Annotated in this window: 13 protein-coding genes; 7 read left to right on the plus strand and 6 right to left on the minus strand. The window is 60.4% G+C overall.

The window, feature by feature from the left end:
• Positions 1–152: 152 nt before the first annotated feature.
• Positions 153–2,591: a Lon protease family protein gene (locus HBO41_RS18695; protein ID WP_169987329.1), complete on the minus strand. Its 2,439-nt coding sequence runs from the start codon at positions 2,589–2,591 to the stop codon at positions 153–155.
• Positions 2,592–2,871: 280 nt separating this feature from the next.
• On the opposite strand from HBO41_RS18695, the gene HBO41_RS18700 reads away from it, so the two are divergent.
• The 5 genes from HBO41_RS18700 to HBO41_RS18720 all read left to right on the plus strand — a co-directional run bounded on the left by HBO41_RS18700 (position 2,872) and on the right by HBO41_RS18720 (position 7,126).
• Complete coding sequence (locus HBO41_RS18700) at positions 2,872–3,360, plus strand: DUF3015 domain-containing protein (protein WP_017139294.1); 489 nt, start codon at positions 2,872–2,874, stop codon at positions 3,358–3,360.
• A gap of 115 nt (positions 3,361–3,475) precedes the next feature.
• The gene (locus tag HBO41_RS18705) at positions 3,476–5,329 is read left to right on the plus strand and encodes a DUF4105 domain-containing protein (protein ID WP_065911148.1); all 1,854 of its coding nucleotides are present in this window, start codon (positions 3,476–3,478) and stop codon (positions 5,327–5,329) included.
• Positions 5,330–5,617: 288 nt separating this feature from the next.
• Positions 5,618–5,923, plus strand: coding sequence for a chorismate mutase (locus HBO41_RS18710; RefSeq protein ID WP_017139296.1), 306 nt, complete (start codon positions 5,618–5,620; stop codon positions 5,921–5,923).
• Positions 5,924–6,171: 248 nt separating this feature from the next.
• Entirely contained in the window at positions 6,172–6,525 is a 354-nt protein-coding gene (locus tag HBO41_RS18715; RefSeq protein WP_099547623.1) for a hypothetical protein, read from the plus strand.
• Positions 6,526–6,637: 112 nt separating this feature from the next.
• Positions 6,638–7,126 (plus strand): GreA/GreB family elongation factor, encoded by a 489-nt coding sequence (locus HBO41_RS18720; protein ID WP_099547622.1) that lies wholly within the window; start codon positions 6,638–6,640, stop codon positions 7,124–7,126.
• Here HBO41_RS18720 and gdhA read toward each other — a convergent pair.
• On the minus strand, positions 7,123–8,460 hold the full coding sequence (gene gdhA / locus HBO41_RS18725; protein ID WP_169987331.1) for an NADP-specific glutamate dehydrogenase: 1,338 nt from the start codon (positions 8,458–8,460) through the stop codon (positions 7,123–7,125). The genes HBO41_RS18720 and gdhA overlap by 4 nt on opposite strands.
• A 348-nt stretch (positions 8,461–8,808) precedes the next feature.
• Entirely contained in the window at positions 8,809–10,473 is a 1,665-nt protein-coding gene (ettA, locus tag HBO41_RS18730) for an energy-dependent translational throttle protein EttA (protein WP_056858231.1), read from the minus strand.
• Between the two features lie 284 nt (positions 10,474–10,757).
• On the opposite strand from ettA, the gene HBO41_RS18735 reads away from it, so the two are divergent.
• Both HBO41_RS18735 and glyA read left to right on the plus strand, forming a co-directional pair.
• Positions 10,758–14,609: a bifunctional diguanylate cyclase/phosphodiesterase gene (locus HBO41_RS18735; RefSeq protein ID WP_017139301.1), complete on the plus strand. Its 3,852-nt coding sequence runs from the start codon at positions 10,758–10,760 to the stop codon at positions 14,607–14,609.
• Between the two features lie 230 nt (positions 14,610–14,839).
• Positions 14,840–16,093: a serine hydroxymethyltransferase gene (gene glyA, locus HBO41_RS18740; protein WP_053137906.1), complete on the plus strand. Its 1,254-nt coding sequence runs from the start codon at positions 14,840–14,842 to the stop codon at positions 16,091–16,093.
• A gap of 185 nt (positions 16,094–16,278) precedes the next feature.
• On the opposite strand, the gene yjiA is transcribed toward glyA, so the two are convergent.
• From yjiA to HBO41_RS18755, 3 genes are all read right to left on the minus strand, one after another.
• Entirely contained in the window at positions 16,279–17,286 is a 1,008-nt protein-coding gene (gene yjiA, locus HBO41_RS18745) for a GTPase (RefSeq protein WP_169987333.1), read from the minus strand.
• Positions 17,287–17,417: 131 nt separating this feature from the next.
• Positions 17,418–17,615 carry a YbdD/YjiX family protein gene (locus HBO41_RS18750; protein ID WP_003194308.1) on the minus strand — a complete coding sequence of 66 codons (198 nt, stop codon included), beginning with the start codon at positions 17,613–17,615 and terminating at the stop codon, positions 17,418–17,420.
• A 15-nt stretch (positions 17,616–17,630) separates the two neighbouring features.
• On the minus strand, positions 17,631–19,697 hold the full coding sequence (locus tag HBO41_RS18755; RefSeq protein ID WP_017139303.1) for a carbon starvation CstA family protein: 2,067 nt from the start codon (positions 19,695–19,697) through the stop codon (positions 17,631–17,633).
• Positions 19,698–19,827: the final 130 nt, after the last annotated feature.

Consider the following 19,827-nt stretch of genomic DNA (forward strand, 5'->3'; position numbering starts at 1 on the left):
AATGGGAGTCAATTTTGTGACGAAACACCACCGATCCAATGTGGGAGCTGGCTTGCCTGCGATGACTGACTCATAGCCGACACTTCTGCTGGCTGACCCACCGCTATCGCAGGCAAGCCAGCTCCCACATTTACCGCGTTCCGAACTGCAGATCAGGTTGGCTGGGTTTGCGCCAACGCCTGCTGCGCCAGCTCCTTCTCCGCCTCCTTCAAATCATCCTCACTGATCATCTCGGCGATCGCACGCAAACGCTCAACCACGCGCGCATTCACTGTGCCTTCGGAGAATTGCCCTTCTTCGTCCGGCTCACCGGCAGGCTCGCCCACCAACAGGCTCAGCGCCTCGTCGGCCTGACGCACGGCATAGATATGGAACTGCCCGTCGCGCACGGCTTGCAGCACCTTCTCGTCGAGCATCAGCGTGGCCACGTTGGCCTGCGGGATGATTGCGCCCTGCTCGCCGGTCAAGCCGCGAGCTTCACAGAGGCGGAAGAAGCCTTCGATCTTCTCGTTGACCCCACCCACCGCCTGCACTTCACCGAACTGGTTGATTGAGCCGGTGATGGCAAAACACTGCTTGAGCGGCGTTTTCGACAAGGCCGAAATCAAGGTACACGCCTCGCCCAACGACGCACTGTCACCGTCCACGTAACCGTAGGACTGCTCCAACGCGATACTGGCCGAAATCGCCAGCGGGAATTCCTGGGCATAACGACTGCCCAGGTAACCGGTGAGGATCATCACGCCCTTGGAGTGGATCGGCTGGCCGAGGTTAACTTCGCGCTCGATGTCGACAATGCCGCTGCCGCCCGGGTACACCGTGGCGGAAATCCGCGCCGGCACGCCGAACGCCGAATCACCGACTTCCAGCACGGTCAGCCCGTTGCACTTGCCGACCGCCGCACCGGCGGTGTCGATCAGGATGACCCCGGCGAGCATGTCGTCGAGAATCCGCGCCGATACACGCCCGGTGCGCGTGGCCTTGGCCTTGAGCGCCCGTTCGATATGGCCGGCATCAGTCATCTCGTCGCCCGCCAGGTGGCGGATAAAGTCCGCCTCGCTGACCAGTTGGAACAAGTCGCCAATGCGCGCCGACAGACGCCCTTGGTGCTCCGCCAACCGTGCGCTGTAAGTGGCCAACCGCGCCACCGCGTCCGAGGTCAACGGCGCCATGCCTTCTTCCGAGGTGCGGGTTTTGAGCAACTGGGCGAACTGTTCCAGGCTTTCGTCGACCATCGGGATGTCTTCGTCGAAGTCCACCAGCACGCGGAACATCTCCTGGAAGTCCGGGTCGGCGTCCTGCAACGCGTAGTACAGCTGGCGCGAGCCGATGATGATGACCTTGACCTGCAACGGGATCATCTGCGGGTTGAGGGTCACGGTGGCCAAGCGGCCCAGCTCGCCCAGCGGCGACTCCATCTTCAGCTTGCGCGACTGCAAGGAGCGCTTGAGCGCGTCCCACACAAACGGCTCGCTGAGCATTTTCTCGGCTTCCAGGATCAGGAAACCGCCATTGGCACGGTGCAACGCGCCCGGACGCAACTGGCGATAGGTGGTGTAGAGCGCGCCTTGGTCGGTGCTGTATTCGATACGGCCGAACAGGTTGTCGTAGGTAGGGTGCGGTTCAAACACCACCGGCGCGCCGCCATTGACCGAATGGCCCACCACCAGGCTTGGGCAATATTGCTCTTCGAGCAGCTTGCGCGCCTGGGCGTCGGTCTTGGCGTCGTCGACCAATTGCTCAACCACGGTTTTCAGCAGGTAGACCTGCATGGCTTGCAGGTAACCGCAAACGCCTGCGTTCTCTGCGTATTTTTCCGACAGAGGCGCCAGCAAAGGTTGCAGGGCCAGGGTGATGGTTTCTTCGTTGAATTGGCGCAGTTGGTTGTTGGACTCACGCTTCCACTGCGGCAGGCTGGCCAGTTCTTCGTTGAGGCGCTCTTCCAGCTCGGAAATATCCGTGTGGAAGCGCTCGCGATCGACTTCCGGCAGTTGCGAGAACTCGGCTTCGTCCAGCGCCTTGCCGTCGAGCATCGGCGTGAAGGCGATGTTGGAGCTGTCGCGGTACAGCGCCACGTCTTTTTCCAGCGCCAGGCGCTCGATCACGTCCAACGCCTTGTCGTAACGCTGGTTGAAGGCGCGGTCGATGGCGCTTTTGCGCTGTTGATAGGTCGGGTGTTCGAACACGGCCGGGAACGTGGCGACAAGGTTGTCGACCAAGCCGTTGATATCGGCGATGAACGCCGCCGCAGCGCCGCCCGGCAATTCCAGGGCACGCGGTTCGCGCGGCTCGTCAAAATTGTTGACGTAGACCCAGTCCGCCGGGGTCTGCAGGCGTTTGCCTTCGGCTTTCAGGTAGCGTTTGACGAACGAAAAGCGGCCTGTACCGGGCTCGCCCATGACAAACACGTTGTAACCGGGGCGTGGCATCGCCACACCGAACTGCAACGCTTCTACTGCGCGTTCCTGGCCAAGCACACCGCGAAAGGGCTCCAAATCATTGGTGGTCGAGAAGCTGAACTGTTCAGCGGAGAAAGGGCGAGTCAGCGCTTCGGGCGCTAGACGCAAGCTGGCAGCAACAGGATCAGGCATCGGGCTTCCTTACATCAGGCGGGGCAGATGACGGCATTCTGGCTCTCGCTGACGCGCTCTGGCAAGGCGAGCCTGTGGGAAAGCATAGACAGGGGATGCGTCTTACAAAAAAATCGCTGCCACGCTCGACAACCACACGGATTGTTTTATAAAAAATAACGGAACCCTAGGAACGTGCCTAAACTCCAAACTGCGCGGGTTGGACTAATAACTGGCCCCTAGGGCGCTGCGACGCGCCTGAACCCTTGTCCATTGGTTTGCACACAAAGAGAACAAAGCTATGAAACGGATCCTTCTTGGTACTCTCTTCACCGTTGTCTCCCTCAATGCAATGGCTGAATCGCCAGGTGGCCCGAACTGCGGTTGGGGCAACATGCTGTTCGAAGGCCAGCGCGGCACTCCCGCTCACTTCCTCGCTTCCACCACCAACGGCACCTCGGGTAACGCCACCTTCGGCATGACCTCGGGCACCAACGGTTGCAGCACCAACAGCGCCCTGACCTACGGCGGCAAGTCCTGGATTGCCATGAATGGCATGATGAACGAGCTGTCCGAAGACATGGCCAAAGGCAACGGCGAAGCGCTTACCACTTACGCGGTGGTACTGGGCGTTGCACCGGAAGATCGCGAGCACTTCGCGGCCGTGACCCACGAGCACTTCCAGCAGATCTTCAGCAAAGCTGACGTGACCGCCGACGACGTGCACAACAACACCCTGGCTGTACTGAAAAGCGATACCCGCCTGGCCAAATACGCCACCCAGGCTTAAGCTCGACTGGCCCGCGCCTTTCGAGGCGCGGGTTTTATTTCTGGCTTTATTTTTGGTTCTATTTTTGGGCCCGCCTCCCCTTTGGGTCTCACTACTTCCGACTTAAGTTGCCCTTATGCTCAAACGCTTTGCCTGGCTGGCACTCTTCGCCTGCGCCCCGCTGTACGCGGCGCCGCATATTGATGATCAACGTTTGCAGCAACTGGCCAACGATCCGTTCTGGCTGTCTTTGGGCCATTACGAAGCCGGCAAGCTCAAGGGCTGGCGCAGCTATGTCAGCGACAAAAAGTTCTTCCTCGCCCCCGATGGCGCCCACCACCCGGACCAGGAACTGCAGGCCACCGTGGAGGCGCTGTACGCCCCGGCCAGCCTCGGCGAAAAGCACGCCCAATGCGTTTACCCCGCACGTACCCGCTGGCTCAAGAGTCAGTTGAACCTCACCGACTTGCCCGCGCTGGAGTGCAAAGAATTCACCCAATGGTTCAAGGACGTCGCGCCCCACAGCGCGGTGATGATCTTCCCGGCGGCCTACCTCAACAGCCCGTCGTCGATGTTCGGCCACACCCTGCTGCGTATCGACCAGGCTGACGTGCAGAGCAACAACACCGCGCTGCTGAGCTACGCGATCAACTTCGGCGCCTATATCGAAGGCTCCGACAACAGCATTCTCTATGCCTGGAAAGGCCTGATGGGCGGCTACCCCGGCCTGTTCGCGCTGGTGCCGTACCAGGAAAAGCTCTCGGAGTACCGCAGCCTCGAAAACCGCGACCTGTGGGAATACCGCCTGAACCTCACCGAAGTCGAGACCAAGCGCATGGTCGAGCACGTGTGGGAGCTCAAGCAGATCCAGTTCGACTACTTCTTCTTTGATGAAAACTGCTCCTATCGCCTGCTGGAGCTGCTGCAAGTGGCGCGCCCGAGCCTGCGCCTGACCGAGCAATTCCCGCTCACGGCGATCCCCACCGACACCGTTAAAGCGGTAAAAGAAGCGGGTTTGGTGGAGAAAATCGACTATCGCCCGTCCCGCGAACGTGAACTGCTCGAACGCGCCAAACCGTTGGATGGCGACGAGCAGCAATGGGTGCTGAAAATCAGCGACGACCAGAAGCAGTTGCAGGAACCGGCCTTCAAGGCCCTGCCCCGCGAGCGTCAGGCGTTGATTATCGACGCCGCCTATCGCCTCGGCCGCTACCGCGCCAATGGCCTGGAGCGCGACACCGAACGCTCGCAACGCAGCTTCGAACTGTTGCGCGCAATCAACCAGAACCCGGCGCCCGACCTTAAAATCGAACGCCCTGGCCTGCCCGAAGACGGCCACGAGTCGCGCACCTGGCAAGCCGGCATCGGCACCCGCGGCAGCAAAACCTTCGGCGAATACGGCCTGCGCATGGCCTACCACGACCTCAACGACAACGCCGAAGGCTTCCCGCTGGGCGCGCAGATTGAAATTTTGCAGATGAAACTGCGCCAATACGAAGGCAACCACTGGCAACTGCAACAGCTGGACCTGGCCACCATCCGCTCCCTGACCCCGCGTAATGCGCTGTTGCAGCCGTGGTCATGGCAAGTGACCGGCGGCCTGGAGCGCGTGCCGGGCAAGCACGACGACGAAACCCTCGTCGCCCACGTCAACGGCGGCGCCGGCGGTACCTGGCAACTCACCGACGACATGCTGGGTTTTGCCCTCGGCACCGTGCGTGTGGAACATAACAACGACTTCAGCGAAGCCATCTCACCGGCTGCCGGGTTCAACACCGGCGTGCTGTGGAAAAACCCGCTGGGGAATCTGAGCCTTGAGGCCAAGGGTGATTTCTTCACCAATGGCGAAGTGCGGCGCAGTATCAGCCTGAACCAGCAGTGGGAGTTGTCGCGCAACCTGGGCCTGCGGTTGAGTGCCCAGCGTGAGTACAGCCATTTGTCGACGCCCGTGAATGAAGTGATGCTTGAAGTGAAGTGGTATCACTACTAACCACCCCGGATCGCTCCCACGCAGAGCGTGGGAACGATCAATGGCGGAGTGTCAGTTGTTGATTTTTGGCTGACATACCGCCATCACAGGCAAGCCAGCTCCCACACTTTTTTGCGCCTGACTTGAGCTCTGCGCCGTTCACAGTTCAAAGGTGGGAGCCGGGCTTGCCCGCGATGGCGGTCGTCCAGGTAATGATGCATTGACTGACCCACCGCTTTCGCGAGCAAGCCCGCTCCCACATTTGGTCCGTGCATATCCCGACACATCGCAATCAGGAGTTCCATCAACATGGCTGTTAACTGCACCTCCCTTGAACAAGTCCGCGAAAACATCGACCGCCTCGACCAACAAATCGTCACCCTGCTGGCCGAGCGCGGCCACTACGTTTCCCAGGCTGCGCGCTTTAAGAAAGACGCCGATGGCGTCAAGGCGCCACAACGGGTTGAACAGGTGATCGCCAAAGTGCGGGGTTTATCCGAGGCGGTGGGCGCCAACCCTGAGGTCACTGAGCAGGTGTATCGCGCAATGATTGCGGCGTTTATTCAGCAAGAGCTGGCTGAACATGCCGCATTGACGACCGACCAGACGACATAACCCCCTTTGTGGCGAGCAGGCTTGCCCTGCGTTGGGCTGCGCAGCAGACCCGATCTTTTGGGGCCGCTCCGCGCCCCAGCGGGAGCAAGCTCCCTCGCCACAGGACAGCGCCTGTCTTTAGATCGTTCCCGCGCAGAGCGTGGCCTGGCCCTTTAACTCAACACTTTTCTCACCGCCCTTTCACGCCTCCCCGACAAATCCCTGACTAGACTTCCCCTATCAGCCGTAAAGCGGCCAGGGAGTACGCCATGTGGCGGTCTGCGGTAATGCTGTGTGCGCTAGTGTGGTTGTCGGGTTGCCAGTCCACCCATCAGGATTTGATCGCCAAGGGTTATCCTCCGGCCTTTGCCGATGGCTTTGACGACGGTTGCAGCAGTGGTCGCCAGGCCGCTGGGGTCATCAGTGGGGAGTTTCGCAAGAATGTGCCGCGCTATCTCAAAGACCGTCAATACGCCGAAGGCTGGGAAGATGGCTTTCGCCAGTGCAAGGCCATGCGTGAGAACGAGGAGTTGCGCGACTACAAGGACAACCACTGGGATGACCGTGAACGCGCCTGGCAACAGGAGAAGGATCGCGACGCTGCCCGCGTCTATCGCCAGTAGTAGGTGGTTTTTCTGAAAAGCGGACGCAGAGCGTCCAGGGCTGCATGCCCACGCAGAGCGTGGGAACGATCACGCGGCGATCATGGCCCAAACTCCATAGAGGGAGAACTCCATGAGCCGAGCTTTTGTAAATGAGGACAACGCCGCCGCCCAGGCCGACCAGCCGGTGGAGCGCCTGGTGAGTGAACAGCCCAATCGTCTCACCGCGCAAGGGTTAGCGCAGTTGCAGGCCAAGGTTGCGCAGTTGCAGCAGGAATACAGCCTCGAATCCGCCCGGGACAATAAGCAGCGGCTGGCGGACCTTGAGCGCGATTTGCGCTACTTCAACCAGCGTGTGCAAAGCGCCCAGGTGATGCCACCAGCGACGTCTACCGACAAGGTGCAAATCGGCAGTTGGGTCACCTTCGCCAACGAGCAGGACGAGCAGCAGCGCATTCAACTGGTCGGCGAAGACCAGGCCGACGCCCACGCCCGCCTGATCAACTGGGGCTCACCGCTGGGCCGCGCATTGCTGGGCGCCCAGGTCGGCGACGAAGTACTGTGGAAGCGCCCCGTCGGCGATCAGTTGATCGAAGTGCTGCGGGTCGAACCCGAGGCCTAGACGATGCCTTGGGCCAGCATCGCATCAGCGACTTTCACAAAGCCCGCGATGTTCGCGCCCTTCACGTAGTTGACCCGGCCGTTTTCTTCGCCGTAATGCACGCAGGCATGGTGGATCGACTGCATGATGTTGTGCAATTTGCTGTCGACTTCGCCCGCGGTCCACAGCAGGCGCATGGCGTTCTGCGACATTTCCAGGCCACTCACGGCCACGCCACCGGCGTTGGAGGCTTTGCCCGGTGCGAACAGAATGCCCGCCTCGATAAAGATATCCACAGCCTCCAAAGTGGTCGGCATGTTGGCGCCTTCGGCCACGCAGAGACAGCCGTTGCGCAGCAGCGTGCGGGCGGCGTCGGCGTCGAGTTCGTTCTGGGTCGCGCAGGGCAGCGCGATGTCGCAGGCCAACTCCCAAGGGGTTTTGCCTTGGCGGAACTCCAGGCCGAAACGCACGGCCAGTTCGCTGATGCGGCCGCGCTGCACGTTTTTCAGCTCCAGCAGCGCCGACCATTGCTCCTCGGTCAAACCGCTTTCGGCGTACAAGGTGCCTTCGGAGTCGGAGAGGGAAACCACCTTGCCGCCCAGGTCCATGACTTTGCGCGCTGCGTATTGCGCGACGTTGCCGGAACCGGAGACGGCCACGCGCTTGCCCTCAACCCGCTGGCCGTTGCGCTTGAGCATTTCTTCAGCGAAGTACACGCAACCAAAGCCGGTGGCTTCAGGGCGGATCAGGCTGCCACCGTAGGCCATGCCTTTGCCGGTCAGCACTGAGGTGAACTGGTTGCTCAGGCGTTTGTACTGGCCAAACAGGAAGCCGATTTCACGCGCACCCACGCCGATATCGCCAGCCGGCACATCCACATCTGCGCCGATGTGGCGGTACAGCTCGCTCATGAACGCCTGGCAGAAGCGCATCACTTCGGCGTCGCTCTTGCCCTTGGGGTCGAAGTCCGAGCCGCCTTTGCCGCCGCCCATGGGCAGCGAGGTCAGAGAGTTTTTGAAGGTCTGTTCGAAGGCGAGGAATTTCAGCACGCCCAGGTTCACCGACGGGTGAAAACGCAGGCCGCCTTTGTAGGGGCCGATGGCGCTGTTCATCTGGATGCGAAACCCGCGATTGACCTGCACCTTGCCGTGATCATCCACCCACGACACCCGGAAGGTGATCGCGCGTTCCGGCTCGCAGATGCGCTCCAGAATGCCCGACGTCAGGTAGTGGGGGTTGGCTTCAAGAAACGGCCACAGGCTGCGCAGGACTTCCTCTACGGCCTGGTGAAATTCCGGCTGGTCGGGGTCGCGTTTCTTGAGGCGCGAAAGGAAGGATTCGACAGATTCGATCATGGAGAAGTCTCGGCAAATTGATTGTTTTTAAATGAGATTGAGCCGGACCTTAGCAATTCATGTTGCACCTGAAAAGCGCAAAATGTCGCCTTTGTGAATTTAAATGGTGCTTTATATATAAATTACTATGATTTTTTGCACCATTAAGGGGATTTCAAATCAGTAAATGCACCATCCGTGAAACCGCTATCGCAGGCAAGCCAGCTCCCACATTTGATCGGGTTGCCAATGTGAAATGCGGTCGAAGGTGGGAGCTGGCTTGCCTGCGATAAATCCACCTCGGTCCTCCTGAAACACACGCAAAAAAAAGCGGAGCCCGAAGGCTCCGCTTTTTCAAACCAACCCAACTCAGGCCAGTTTTTTGTGCCGTACACGGTGCGGCTGGGCAGCAGCATCACCCAAACGCTTCTTACGGTCCGCTTCGTACTCGGTGTAGTTACCTTCGAAGAACACCGCTTGGGAGTCATCTTCGTACGCCAGGATGTGCGTCGCGACGCGGTCAAGGAACCACCGATCGTGAGAGATCACAATGGCGGCGCCCGGGAAGTCCAGCAGGGCTTCTTCCAGGGAACGCAGGGTTTCAACGTCGAGGTCGTTGGACGGTTCGTCGAGCAGCAACACGTTGCCGCCTTCTTTCAGGGTCAGTGCCAGGTGCAAGCGACCGCGCTCACCACCGGACAGGTCCTTGACGAACTTCTGTTGATCGCCGCCCTTGAAGTTGAAACGGCCGACGTAAGTGCGCGACGGAATCTCATAGTTGCCGATGCGGATCTGGTCGGACCCCTCGGAGACTTGCTGGAATACCGTTTTGCTGCCGTCCAGGTCTTCGCGGCTTTGATCCACGCAGGCCAGTTGCACGGTTTCACCGATTTCGATGCTGCCCGAATCCGGGGTTTCCTTGCCCATCAGCATGCGGAACAGTGTGGATTTACCCGCACCGTTACCACCGATAACGCCGACGATCGCGCCTTTTGGCATGGAGAACGACAGGTTGTCGATCAACACGCGGTCGCCATAGCCTTTGCAGACGTTCTTGAATTCGATGACCTTGTCACCCAGGCGCGGGCCGGCCGGGATGTAGATCTCGTTGGTTTCGCTGCGCTTCTGGAATTCCTGCGACTGCATTTCTTCAAAGCGTTGCAGACGTGCCTTGGATTTGGACTGGCGGGCCTTGGCGCCTTTGCGCACCCACTCCAGTTCTTCCTTCATGGCTTTTTCGTGGGCCGATTGCTGCTTGGATTCGGCGGCCAGACGGTCGGACTTGGCTTCCAGCCAACCGGAGTAGTTGCCCTCGTAAGGGATACCGGCGCCACGGTCGAGCTCGAGGATCCAGCCGGCGACGTTGTCCAGGAAGTAGCGGTCGTGCGTGATCGCTACCACGGTGCCCGGGAAATCGTGCAGGAAGTGCTCCAGCCAGGCGACGGAATCGGCGTCCAAGTGGTTGGTCGGTTCGTCGAGCAGCAGCATGTCGGGAGCCGACAGCAGCAGGCGGCACAGGGCCACACGGCGTTTTTCACCGCCGGAGAGGAATTCGACCTTGGCATCCCACGCTGGCAAACGCAGCGCGTCGGCGGCGACTTCCAGCTGGCGCTCCAGGTTGTGGCCGTCGCCAGCCTGCAGGATGGCTTCGAGCTTGGCCTGTTCAGCGGCCAGCTTGTCGAAGTCGGCATCTTCTTCGGCGTAGGCGGCGTAGACCTCGTCCAGGCGGGCCTGGGCGTTCTTGATCACGGCCACCGCTTCTTCGACCACTTCACGCACGGTCTTGGTCGGGTCCAGGATCGGCTCTTGCGGCAGGTAGCCGATGTTCAGTTCGGGCATCGGGCGCGCTTCGCCTTCGAACTCGGTGTCGACGCCGGCCATGATTTTCAGCAGCGTGGACTTACCCGAACCGTTGAGGCCGAGCACGCCGATCTTGGCGCCGGGGAAGAAGGACAGCGAAATATTTTTCAGGATTTCCCGCTTCGGCGGAACAACTTTTCCCAGCCGATGCATGGTGAAGACGTATTGAGCCATGGTGAACCTAGCGTCAGTGACTGATGAATTAAGCGGGCGAAGCCCGTGCAGGCCATGCGCCGCGCGGGCCGTTGACTATCATCAATGCCTGCGAGCGGAAAAAGCCTGAATGTCTGGGGCTGGAACGCCCCCGCGTAACCGGCAAAGCTACCTGAATGCGCTTGGGCAGTCCAGCCAAGCGGGGCTGGCACTTTGCCACAAGGCAAGGCATGCTAGCCGCCCTCCGGGCGTCCGGCTTATAGTGCACGTCGCGCGCCAGTCCAGCCAAACCGCAGGATCACAGCTTGTCCAAAGTCACGCCGCCCACGCCCTTGCGCGCCGCTCATATAGCGCCGGGCGCGCCCCTGCACGGCACTTTAAAAGGCGCACTGGCGATGCTGGTGCTGGTGCTGCTGGCGTTATTGTTCTGGCAGCTGTTGGACCAACTGCAGCAAAACCAGAAAAACCAACAGCAATACACCATCGATTACAGCGCCGACCTGGCTGAACAGATCAGCCTGAACATGGCCCTGAGCGCGAAAATCGCCTTGAACCTGCTGCCGATGGTCGAGCCGCCGCGCAACGACGAGCAACAACAGGCGCTGATGCGCACCTTGCAACGCTCGTTGCCGGAGCTGCGCAGTTTCGCCCTGCTCGCCCCCAGCGGCGCGCTGATCAGCGACAGCGCCAAAGGCAGCCAGGACCGCGCCTGGCTTGAAGAGCTGGTGCAGCGCAGCCACTCGCAACCTTATTACTTGAGCAACAGCCCCGACGGCACCCTGATCTATCTGTTGCTTCAGCAGCCCAGCGGCGGCTCGAAAATGTACTGGGCCTTGCGCCTGGCGCCCAGCTACCTGAGCAACCTCACCCGCCAGGACGGCCAGGGCCAGCGCCCGATGTGGGCCATCGAGAACCGCCTGAACCACCGCGTGGTCAGCCGCGACAGTGGCATGCCTGCGCAATGGGCCGCGGCGCTGACGCCGGATGAATTGAACAAAAGCGTGCTGGTTACGCCCCTGAGTAAAAGCGATTGGCAATTGCGCGGCCTGTTTGACCGCAGCGCGGTGCTGGAGCAACTGCTGCCGGCGTTTATCGGCAAATGCCTGCTGGGCCTGGCGTTCTCGCTGATCCCGCTGATCGTGCTGCTGAACATGCGCCGCCGCCAGCGCCAGGTGCATGAAGGCCGCCGGCGTTATCAGGATATTTTCGAAGGCACCGGCGTGGCCCTGTGCGTGTTGGATCTGTCGGGGCTCAAGGCGTTTTTTGACAAGACCCACGTGCAGACCCGTGAGCAATTGCAGGTCTGGTTGCTCAACAACACCGCCGGGCGCCAGCAACTGCTCAAGGAACTGCGCATTACCGAGGTCAACCAGGTGGCCGTGCGCCTGCTGAATGTCGGCTCATGCGAGCAAGCCTGGGAACGCCTGATCGATGATTGCCCAAGCAATGCCACCGCCATCGGCTATCAAGTGCTCGAAGCCGTTCTGACCCAGCAAAAACAGCTGGAGCTGGAAATCCAGCTCAATGACGTGGCCGGCAATGACCAATATCTGTGGCTGGTGATGCGCCTGCCGGAGCAGCAGGACGACTTCAAGGCCGTGATTCTCAGTATCAGCGATATCACCAGCCGCAAGCTGATCGAACTGTCGCTGGTGGAGCGTGAGAGTTTCTGGTCGGACGTGGTGCGCACCGTGCCTGATCACCTGTATGTGCAGGACGTGATCAGCCAGCGCATGATTTTCAGCAACCACCATTTGGGCCATACCCTCGGCTACAACAAGGCCGAACTGCAGCAAATGGGCGAGTACTTCTGGGAAATCCTGCTGCACCCCGAGGATGCCGAGTATTACCACGACTTGCGCCTGCAACAGCGCGAGGTCGGCTACACCACCCAACTGCAATGCCAGCTGCGCTTTCGCCATCGCAATAACCAGTGGCGGCGCTTTGATATCCGTGAGCAAGCGCTGGCGCGGGATAAAACCGCTGTGGTCACGCGGATCATCGGCGTGGCCAAGGACATCACCGACCAGATCGAAGCCAGTGAATCCCTGCGTGACAGCGAGCAGCGCTACCGCATGCTGGCCGAAAGCATCAGCGACGTGATCTGCTCCACCGACAGCCAGCTTGCGCTCAATTACATCAGCCCATCAGTCAACGCCGTGCTGGGTTATGACGTGGACTGGGTGTTCAAGAACGGCTGGCAGTCGATCATCGCCAACCCGCAGCAACTGACCGGCATCTACAGTTTGGTGGAGCAGGTCAGCCGTGCGCTCGGCGACCCCGAGGCGCTGAACAGACTGCGTGATGATATCCACACCCAACTGTTCCTGTTCGACTGCCTGCGCGCCGACGGCCGCAAGGTGCCGATCGAGTTGCGCCTGGTGCTGGTTTGGGACGAACACGGCGCGTTTGAAGGCATCCTGGGTGTGGGCCGCGATATCAGCCAGCAACGCCGCGCCGAAAAAGACCTGCGCATGGCGGCCACGGTATTCGAGCACTCAACCTCGGCGATCCTGATCACCGACCCGGCCGGTTATATCGTGCAGGCCAACGAGGCGTTCAGCCGGGTCAGCGGCTATGCAGTGGCAGATGTGCTGGATCAATTGCCGAACATGCTCACGGTGGATGAACAGCAGGAGGCGCACCTGCGTTACGTGCTCAAGCAGCTGCATCAGCACAGCACCTGGGAAGGTGAAGTGTGGCTCAAGCGGCGCAATGGCGAGCATTACCCGGCCTGGGTCGGCATTACTGCCGTGTTCGACGATGAAGGCGACCTGGCCAGCTACGTGTGTTTCTTCAGTGATATCAGCGAGCGCAAGGCCAGCGAGCAGCGCATCCACCGCCTGGCGTATTACGACGCCCTGACCCACCTGCCCAACCGCACACTGTTCCAGGACCGCCTGCACACCGCGCTGCAGTCGGCCGAACGGCAAAAGTCGTGGGTGGTACTGATGTTCCTCGACCTCGACCGTTTCAAACCGATCAACGACTCCCTGGGCCACGCCGCCGGCGACCGCATGCTCAAGGAAATGGCCACCCGCCTGCTGGGCTGCGTGGCCGAAGACGACACCGTGGCACGTATGGGCGGCGACGAGTTCACCTTGCTGCTGCAACCGCGGGTCAGCCGTGAAATGGCGTTGAACCGCGCAATTACCGTGGCCGAGCAGATCCTGGCGAGCCTGGTGAAGCCATTTGTACTCGAGGGCCGCGAGTTCTTTGTGACCGCCAGTATCGGCATCGCCTTAAGCCCGCAGGACGGCAACGAACTGAGCCAACTGATGAAAAACGCCGACACGGCGATGTACCACGCCAAAGAGCGCGGCAAGAACAACTTCCAGTTCTACCAGGCGGACATGAATGCCAGCGCCCTGGAGCGCCTGGAGCTGGAAAGCGACCTGCGCCACGCCTTGGACCAGAACGAATTCGTGCTGTATTACCAACCGCAGTTCAGCGGCGACGGCAAACGCCTGACCGGCGCCGAAGCCCTGCTGCGCTGGCGTCACCCACGCCGAGGGCTGGTGCCGCCGGGGGATTTCATCCCGGTACTGGAGGAATTGGGGCTGGTGGTGGACGTGGGCGACTGGGTGATCGCGGAAGCCTGCCGCCAGCTCAAGACCTGGCACCAGAACAAGGTGCGCGTGCCGAAAGTCTCGGTGAACATCTCGGCGCGTCAATTCTCCGATGGGCAGTTGGGCGAACGCATCGCCACTATTCTCAAGGACACCGGCCTGCCGCCGGCGTGCCTGGAGCTGGAGCTGACCGAAAGTATCCTGATGCGCGAAGTCAACGAGGCCATGCAGATCCTCGCCAGCCTGAAAAACCTGGGCCTGAGCATTGCGGTGGACGACTTCGGCACCGGTTATTCGTCGCTCAACTACCTCAAGCAATTCCCCATCGATGTGTTGAAGATCGACCGAACTTTCGTCGACGGCCTGCCGTCCGGCGAGCAGGACGCGCAAATTGCCCGTGCGATTATCGCCATGGCCCACAGCCTCAACCTGGCGGTGATCGCCGAGGGCGTGGAAACCCATGAGCAGCTGGATTTCCTGCGTGAACATGGCTGTGATGAGGTGCAGGGTTATCTGTTTGGGCGGCCAATGCCGGCAAATCGGTTTGAGGCGCAGTTCAGTAACGACGCGCTGTTCATGTTCGACTGAAGCCCAGTGGTGGGGCTGATGGCCGCATCGCAGGCAAGCCAGCTCCCACATTTTGAATTGTGAATACCTTCAGGTGTGGGAGCTGGCTTGCCTGCGATAGGGCCAGTACAGGCACCGCCCATCCCTGGATGAGCCCCACTTGTCCGCGACATGATGTCCTTTCATATGCCATCTAAAACCCATTGGGTTAGAATGCCTTCCTTTTCTGCCCCCGATCCTTGAGGACCGCCATGTTCAGCCGTGATTTGACTATTGCCAAGTACGACGCCGATCTCTTCGCCGCCATGGAGCAAGAAGCCGTGCGCCAGGAAGAGCACATTGAGCTGATCGCTTCGGAAAACTACACCAGCCCTGCGGTGATGGAGGCTCAAGGTTCGGTTCTGACCAACAAATACGCCGAAGGCTACCCAGGCAAGCGCTACTACGGTGGTTGCGAGTACGTCGACGTGGTTGAGCAACTGGCAATCGACCGTGCCAAGGAACTGTTCGGCGCCGATTACGCCAACGTTCAGCCACACGCCGGTTCCCAAGCCAACAGCGCCGTGTACCTGGCCCTGCTGCAAGGCGGCGACACCATCCTGGGCATGAGCCTGGCCCACGGTGGTCACCTGACCCACGGCGCCAGCGTTTCCTCCTCCGGCAAGCTGTACAACGCCGTTCAATACGGTATCGATGCCAACGGCCTGATCGACTACGACGAAGTCGAGCGCCTGGCCGTTGAGCACAAGCCAAAAATGATCGTGGCCGGTTTCTCTGCCTACTCGCAGATCCTGGATTTCCCACGTTTCCGCGCTATCGCTGACAAAGTCGGCGCATATCTCTTCGTTGATATGGCTCACGTAGCCGGTCTGGTCGCCGCTGGCGTCTACCCGAACCCGGTGCCTTTCGCTGACGTCGTGACCACCACCACGCACAAGACCCTGCGCGGTCCACGTGGCGGCCTGATCCTGGCTCGCGCCAACGCCGAGATCGAGAAGAAGCTGAACTCTGCCGTATTCCCAGGCGCCCAAGGTGGCCCGCTGGAGCACGTGATCGCCGCTAAAGCGATCTGCTTCAAAGAAGCCCTGCAGCCTGAGTTCAAGACTTACCAGCAACAAGTGGTGAAGAACGCCCAGACCATGGCCAGCGTGTTTATCGAGCGCGGCTTTGACGTGGTGTCCGGCGGTACTGAAAACCACCTGTTCCTGCTGTCGCTGATCAAGCAGGACATCTCCGGTAAAGACGCTGACGCCGCACTGGGCAAAGCCTTCATCACCGTGAACAAAAACTCCGTGCCGAACGACCCACGTTCGCCGTTCGTCACCTCCGGCCTGCGCTTCGGCACCCCGGCTGTGACCACTCGTGGCTTTAAAGAAGCAGAGTGCAAGGAACTGGCCGGCTGGATCTGCGACATCCTGGCTGACCTGAACAACGAAGCCGTGATTGACGCGGTCCGTGAGAAGGTCAAGGCCATCTGCAAAAAACTGCCGGTGTACGGCGCTTGATTGCAGTTGCTTGAATAAAAAGCCCGGCTCTTGAGCCGGGCTTTTTTATGGCCGTTCTCAAATTGAAATACGGTTCAATGTGGGAGCTGGCTTGCCTGCGATAGCGGCCTGTCAGTTGGCACATCATTAGCTGACCCACCGCCATCGCAGGCAAGCCAGCTCCCACATTTTGAATGCATTTCGAGTCAGGGTTGGTAGACCCGGGCAAAGCCCTCGCGAATCTTGGCTTCCGGCAACTCATCAGCAATAAACACAATCACACTTTCGCGCGCCTCGCCCTCGGCCCATTCGGTGTCCCAATCGAAACCGTAAAGCTTGAGCACGCCCTGGAACACCATGCGCCGGTCTTCCCCGGCAATATTCAGCACGCCTTTGTAGCGCAGCAGTTGTTTGCCGTGGTCTTCCAGCAGTTCGTTCATAAACTCGCTGAGCCGGTCGATATCCAGCGGCTGGTCGGTGCGCAGCACCAGGCTGGAAATACGGTCGATGGACGGCGCGGCACTGACCGGGCGCAGGGTCATGCCCGCGTTGAGATTAAAGCCGCGCACGTCGAGCAGTTCGGCCAGGTCGATTTTGCCGTGGTCGACCACGCGAATCGGCGCACGGCGGTTGATGCGGGTCAGGCGCTGGCTGAGGGCGTCGAAGGATGCCTCATCCACCAGGTCGCGCTTGCTCACCAGCAGGCGGTCGGCAAAACCGATCTGAGCCTGGGCGATGGTCTGGGTCAGGTGGTGCTCAGCATGGGCCGCGTCCACCAAGGTGATGATGCCGTCGAGGATGTAGCGCTCGCGCAGCTCCTCGTCGATGAAAAAGGTCTGGGCCACAGGCGCAGGGTCGGCCAGGCCGGTGCACTCGATCACCAGCCGGTCGAAGGCGATCTCGCCGCTGTCCAGGCGCTCGAGCAGCAGGTACAGGGCTTTGGTCAGGTCGGTGTGGATGGTGCAGCACACGCAACCGTTGGACAGGGTCATGACTTGCACCGGTTCGGCACCCAACAGTTGGGTGTCGATACCGGCATCACTGAATTCGTTTTCGATCACGGCGATTTTGAGGCCATGCTCGGCTTTGAGCAGGTGGCGCAGCAAGGTGGTTTTGCCGGCGCCGAGGAAGCCGCTGAGGATGGTGACGGGGATGGGAGAGGACAAAAAATTCTCCTTGAAGAAACACAGAAACAAATGTGGGAGCAGACCCATGTGGGAGCTGGCTTGCCTGCGATGCAAGCAACTCGGTCTATCAGGCAGACCGAGGTGATGCTATCGCAGGCAAGCCAGCTCCCACATAAAGCCTTGCTCCCACAGGGGGAAGCGCTAACCCGAATACCGGGTCAGCAGCACTTAGGCCCACCCTTGCCACCGTAACGGGCTTCCTGGCGTTCGCGGAAGAACGCCTTGTAGTCCATCACCGGTTTGTCCGGGTGCTTGGTTTGCATATGCTCGACGTAGGTGTCGTAGTCGGGCATGCCGACCATCAGGCGCGCGGCCTGACCGAGGTATTTACCGAGGCGACTGATGTCATTGAACATGGTTGCAATCCTCGTTTACGCGTCCGGTACAGCCTGGAACGGGGCTTCTTTGTCCGTGCGCTCTTTGTTGCCCCAGGCGGCAACGCCGACCTTGAGCGCATAGAACAGGATGCTGAAGACCACGAACAGGAACAGCGCCGTCAGCGTTGCGTTGGTGTAAGCGTTCCAGATCACGTGCTGCATCTGGTCGATGTTCTTGGCCGGTGCGAGGATCTGGCCGTTGGCCAGGGCATCGCTGTACTTCTTGGCCAGCGACAGGAAGCCAATCGCCGGGTTAGCGTCGAACAGCTTGATGAAGCCTGCGGTGGTGGTGCAGATCAGCAGCCAGACTGCCGGCAGCATGGTCACCCAAATGTAGCGCTGGCGCTTCATTTTGATCAGCACAACGGTGGCGAGCATCAGCGCGATACCGGCGAGCATCTGGTTGGAGATACCGAACAGCGGCCACAAGGTATTGATGCCGCCCAGCGGGTCGATCACGCCTTGGTACAGCAGGTAACCCCACATCGCCACGCAACCTGCCGTAGCAATCAAGTTAGCGGTCCAGGACTCGGTACGCTTGAGCGACGGTACGAAGGAGCCGAGCAAATCCTGGAGCATGAAGCGCCCCGCACGGGTGCCGGCGTCGACTGCGGTCAGGATGAACAATGCTTCGAACAGGATCGCAAAGTGGTACCAGAACGCCATGGTGTTTTCACCCGGCAGCACACTGTGCAGGATCTGCGCGATACCCACCGCCAGGGTCGGCGCACCGCCGGCACGCGCCAGGATGGTGGTTTCGCCGATGTCATGGGCCACGGCCGTCAAGGCTTCCGGGGTAATTGCAAAGCCCCAGCTGCTGACGGTTTGCGCCACAGTCACCACATCACCACCGACCACCGCAGCCGGGCTGTTCATGGCGAAATACACGCCGGGCTCGATCACCGAGGCGGCGACCATGGCCATGATGGCCACGAACGACTCCATCAGCATCGCGCCGTAACCGATGTAGCGCGAGTTGACTTCGTTATCCAGCAGCTTGGGCGTGGTGCCCGAGGAAATCAGTGCGTGGAAACCCGAGACCGCGCCACAGGCAATGGTAATGAACAGGAACGGGAACAGGCCGCCCTTCCACACCGGGCCAGTGCCGTCGATGAATTGGGTGAGGGCCGGCATTTTCAGCTCTGGCATGGTGACCAGAATGCCGATCGCCAGGGCGATGATGGTGCCGATTTTGAGGAAGGTGGAGAGGTAGTCACGCGGTGCCAAAATCAGCCACACCGGCAATACCGCCGCCACGAAACCGTAGCCGATCAGCATCCAGGTGATCTGGATACCGGTGAACGAGAAAGCCTTGGCCCACACCGGGTCAGCGGCAATCTGCCCGCCCAGCCAGATCGAACCCAGCAGCAACAGCACGCCGATGACCGAAATTTCGCCAATGCGGCCCGGACGGATGTAGCGCATGTACACGCCCATGAACATCGCGATCGGGATGGTCGCCATCACCGTGAAGATGCCCCACGGGCTCTCGGCCAGGGCCTTGACCACGATCAGCGCCAGCACCGCGAGGATGATGATCATGATCAGGAAGCAGCCGAACAGCGCGATGGTCCCCGGAATGCGGCCCATCTCTTCACGAACCATGTCCCCCAGGGAACGGCCGTTGCGACGAGTGGACAGGAACAGCACCATGAAGTCCTGCACCGCACCGGCCAGCACCACACCGGCAATCAGCCAAAGCGTGCCGGGCAGGTAGCCCATTTGCGCCGCCAATACTGGGCCGACCAGCGGACCTGCGCCGGCAATCGCCGCAAAGTGGTGCCCAAAGAGGATGTGTTTGTTGGTCGGCACATAGTCCAGGCCGTCATTGTTGAGCACTGCGGGGGTGGCCCGCCGTGGATCGAGCTGCATCACATTGTTAGCGATGAACAGACTGTAGTAACGGTACGCAACCAGGTAGATGGCGACAGCAGCAACCACAATCCACAAGGCGTTGATCGCCTCGCCGCGGCGCAAGGCCACTACGCCCAAGGCGCACGCTCCTACGATTGCCAGCACCAGCCAGGGTAGGTGGCGTAGCAGGCTATTATTATTTTTCATTTTTATATTCCAGCCAGGGTGGACAGAAAGACAGCCAGCCCGAGTTTAGCGCTGTTGGCCTTAAAGGCCACCCCCCTACGTTGGTCTAGAGCCTTGCAACCGTAAAAAAAGCAGAAATAAAGGCCCGATG

Origin of the sequence: Pseudomonas sp. WS 5146, assembly GCF_012985495.1 — a bacterium.
Taxonomy (GTDB): Bacteria; Pseudomonadota; Gammaproteobacteria; order Pseudomonadales; family Pseudomonadaceae; genus Aquipseudomonas; species Aquipseudomonas edaphica.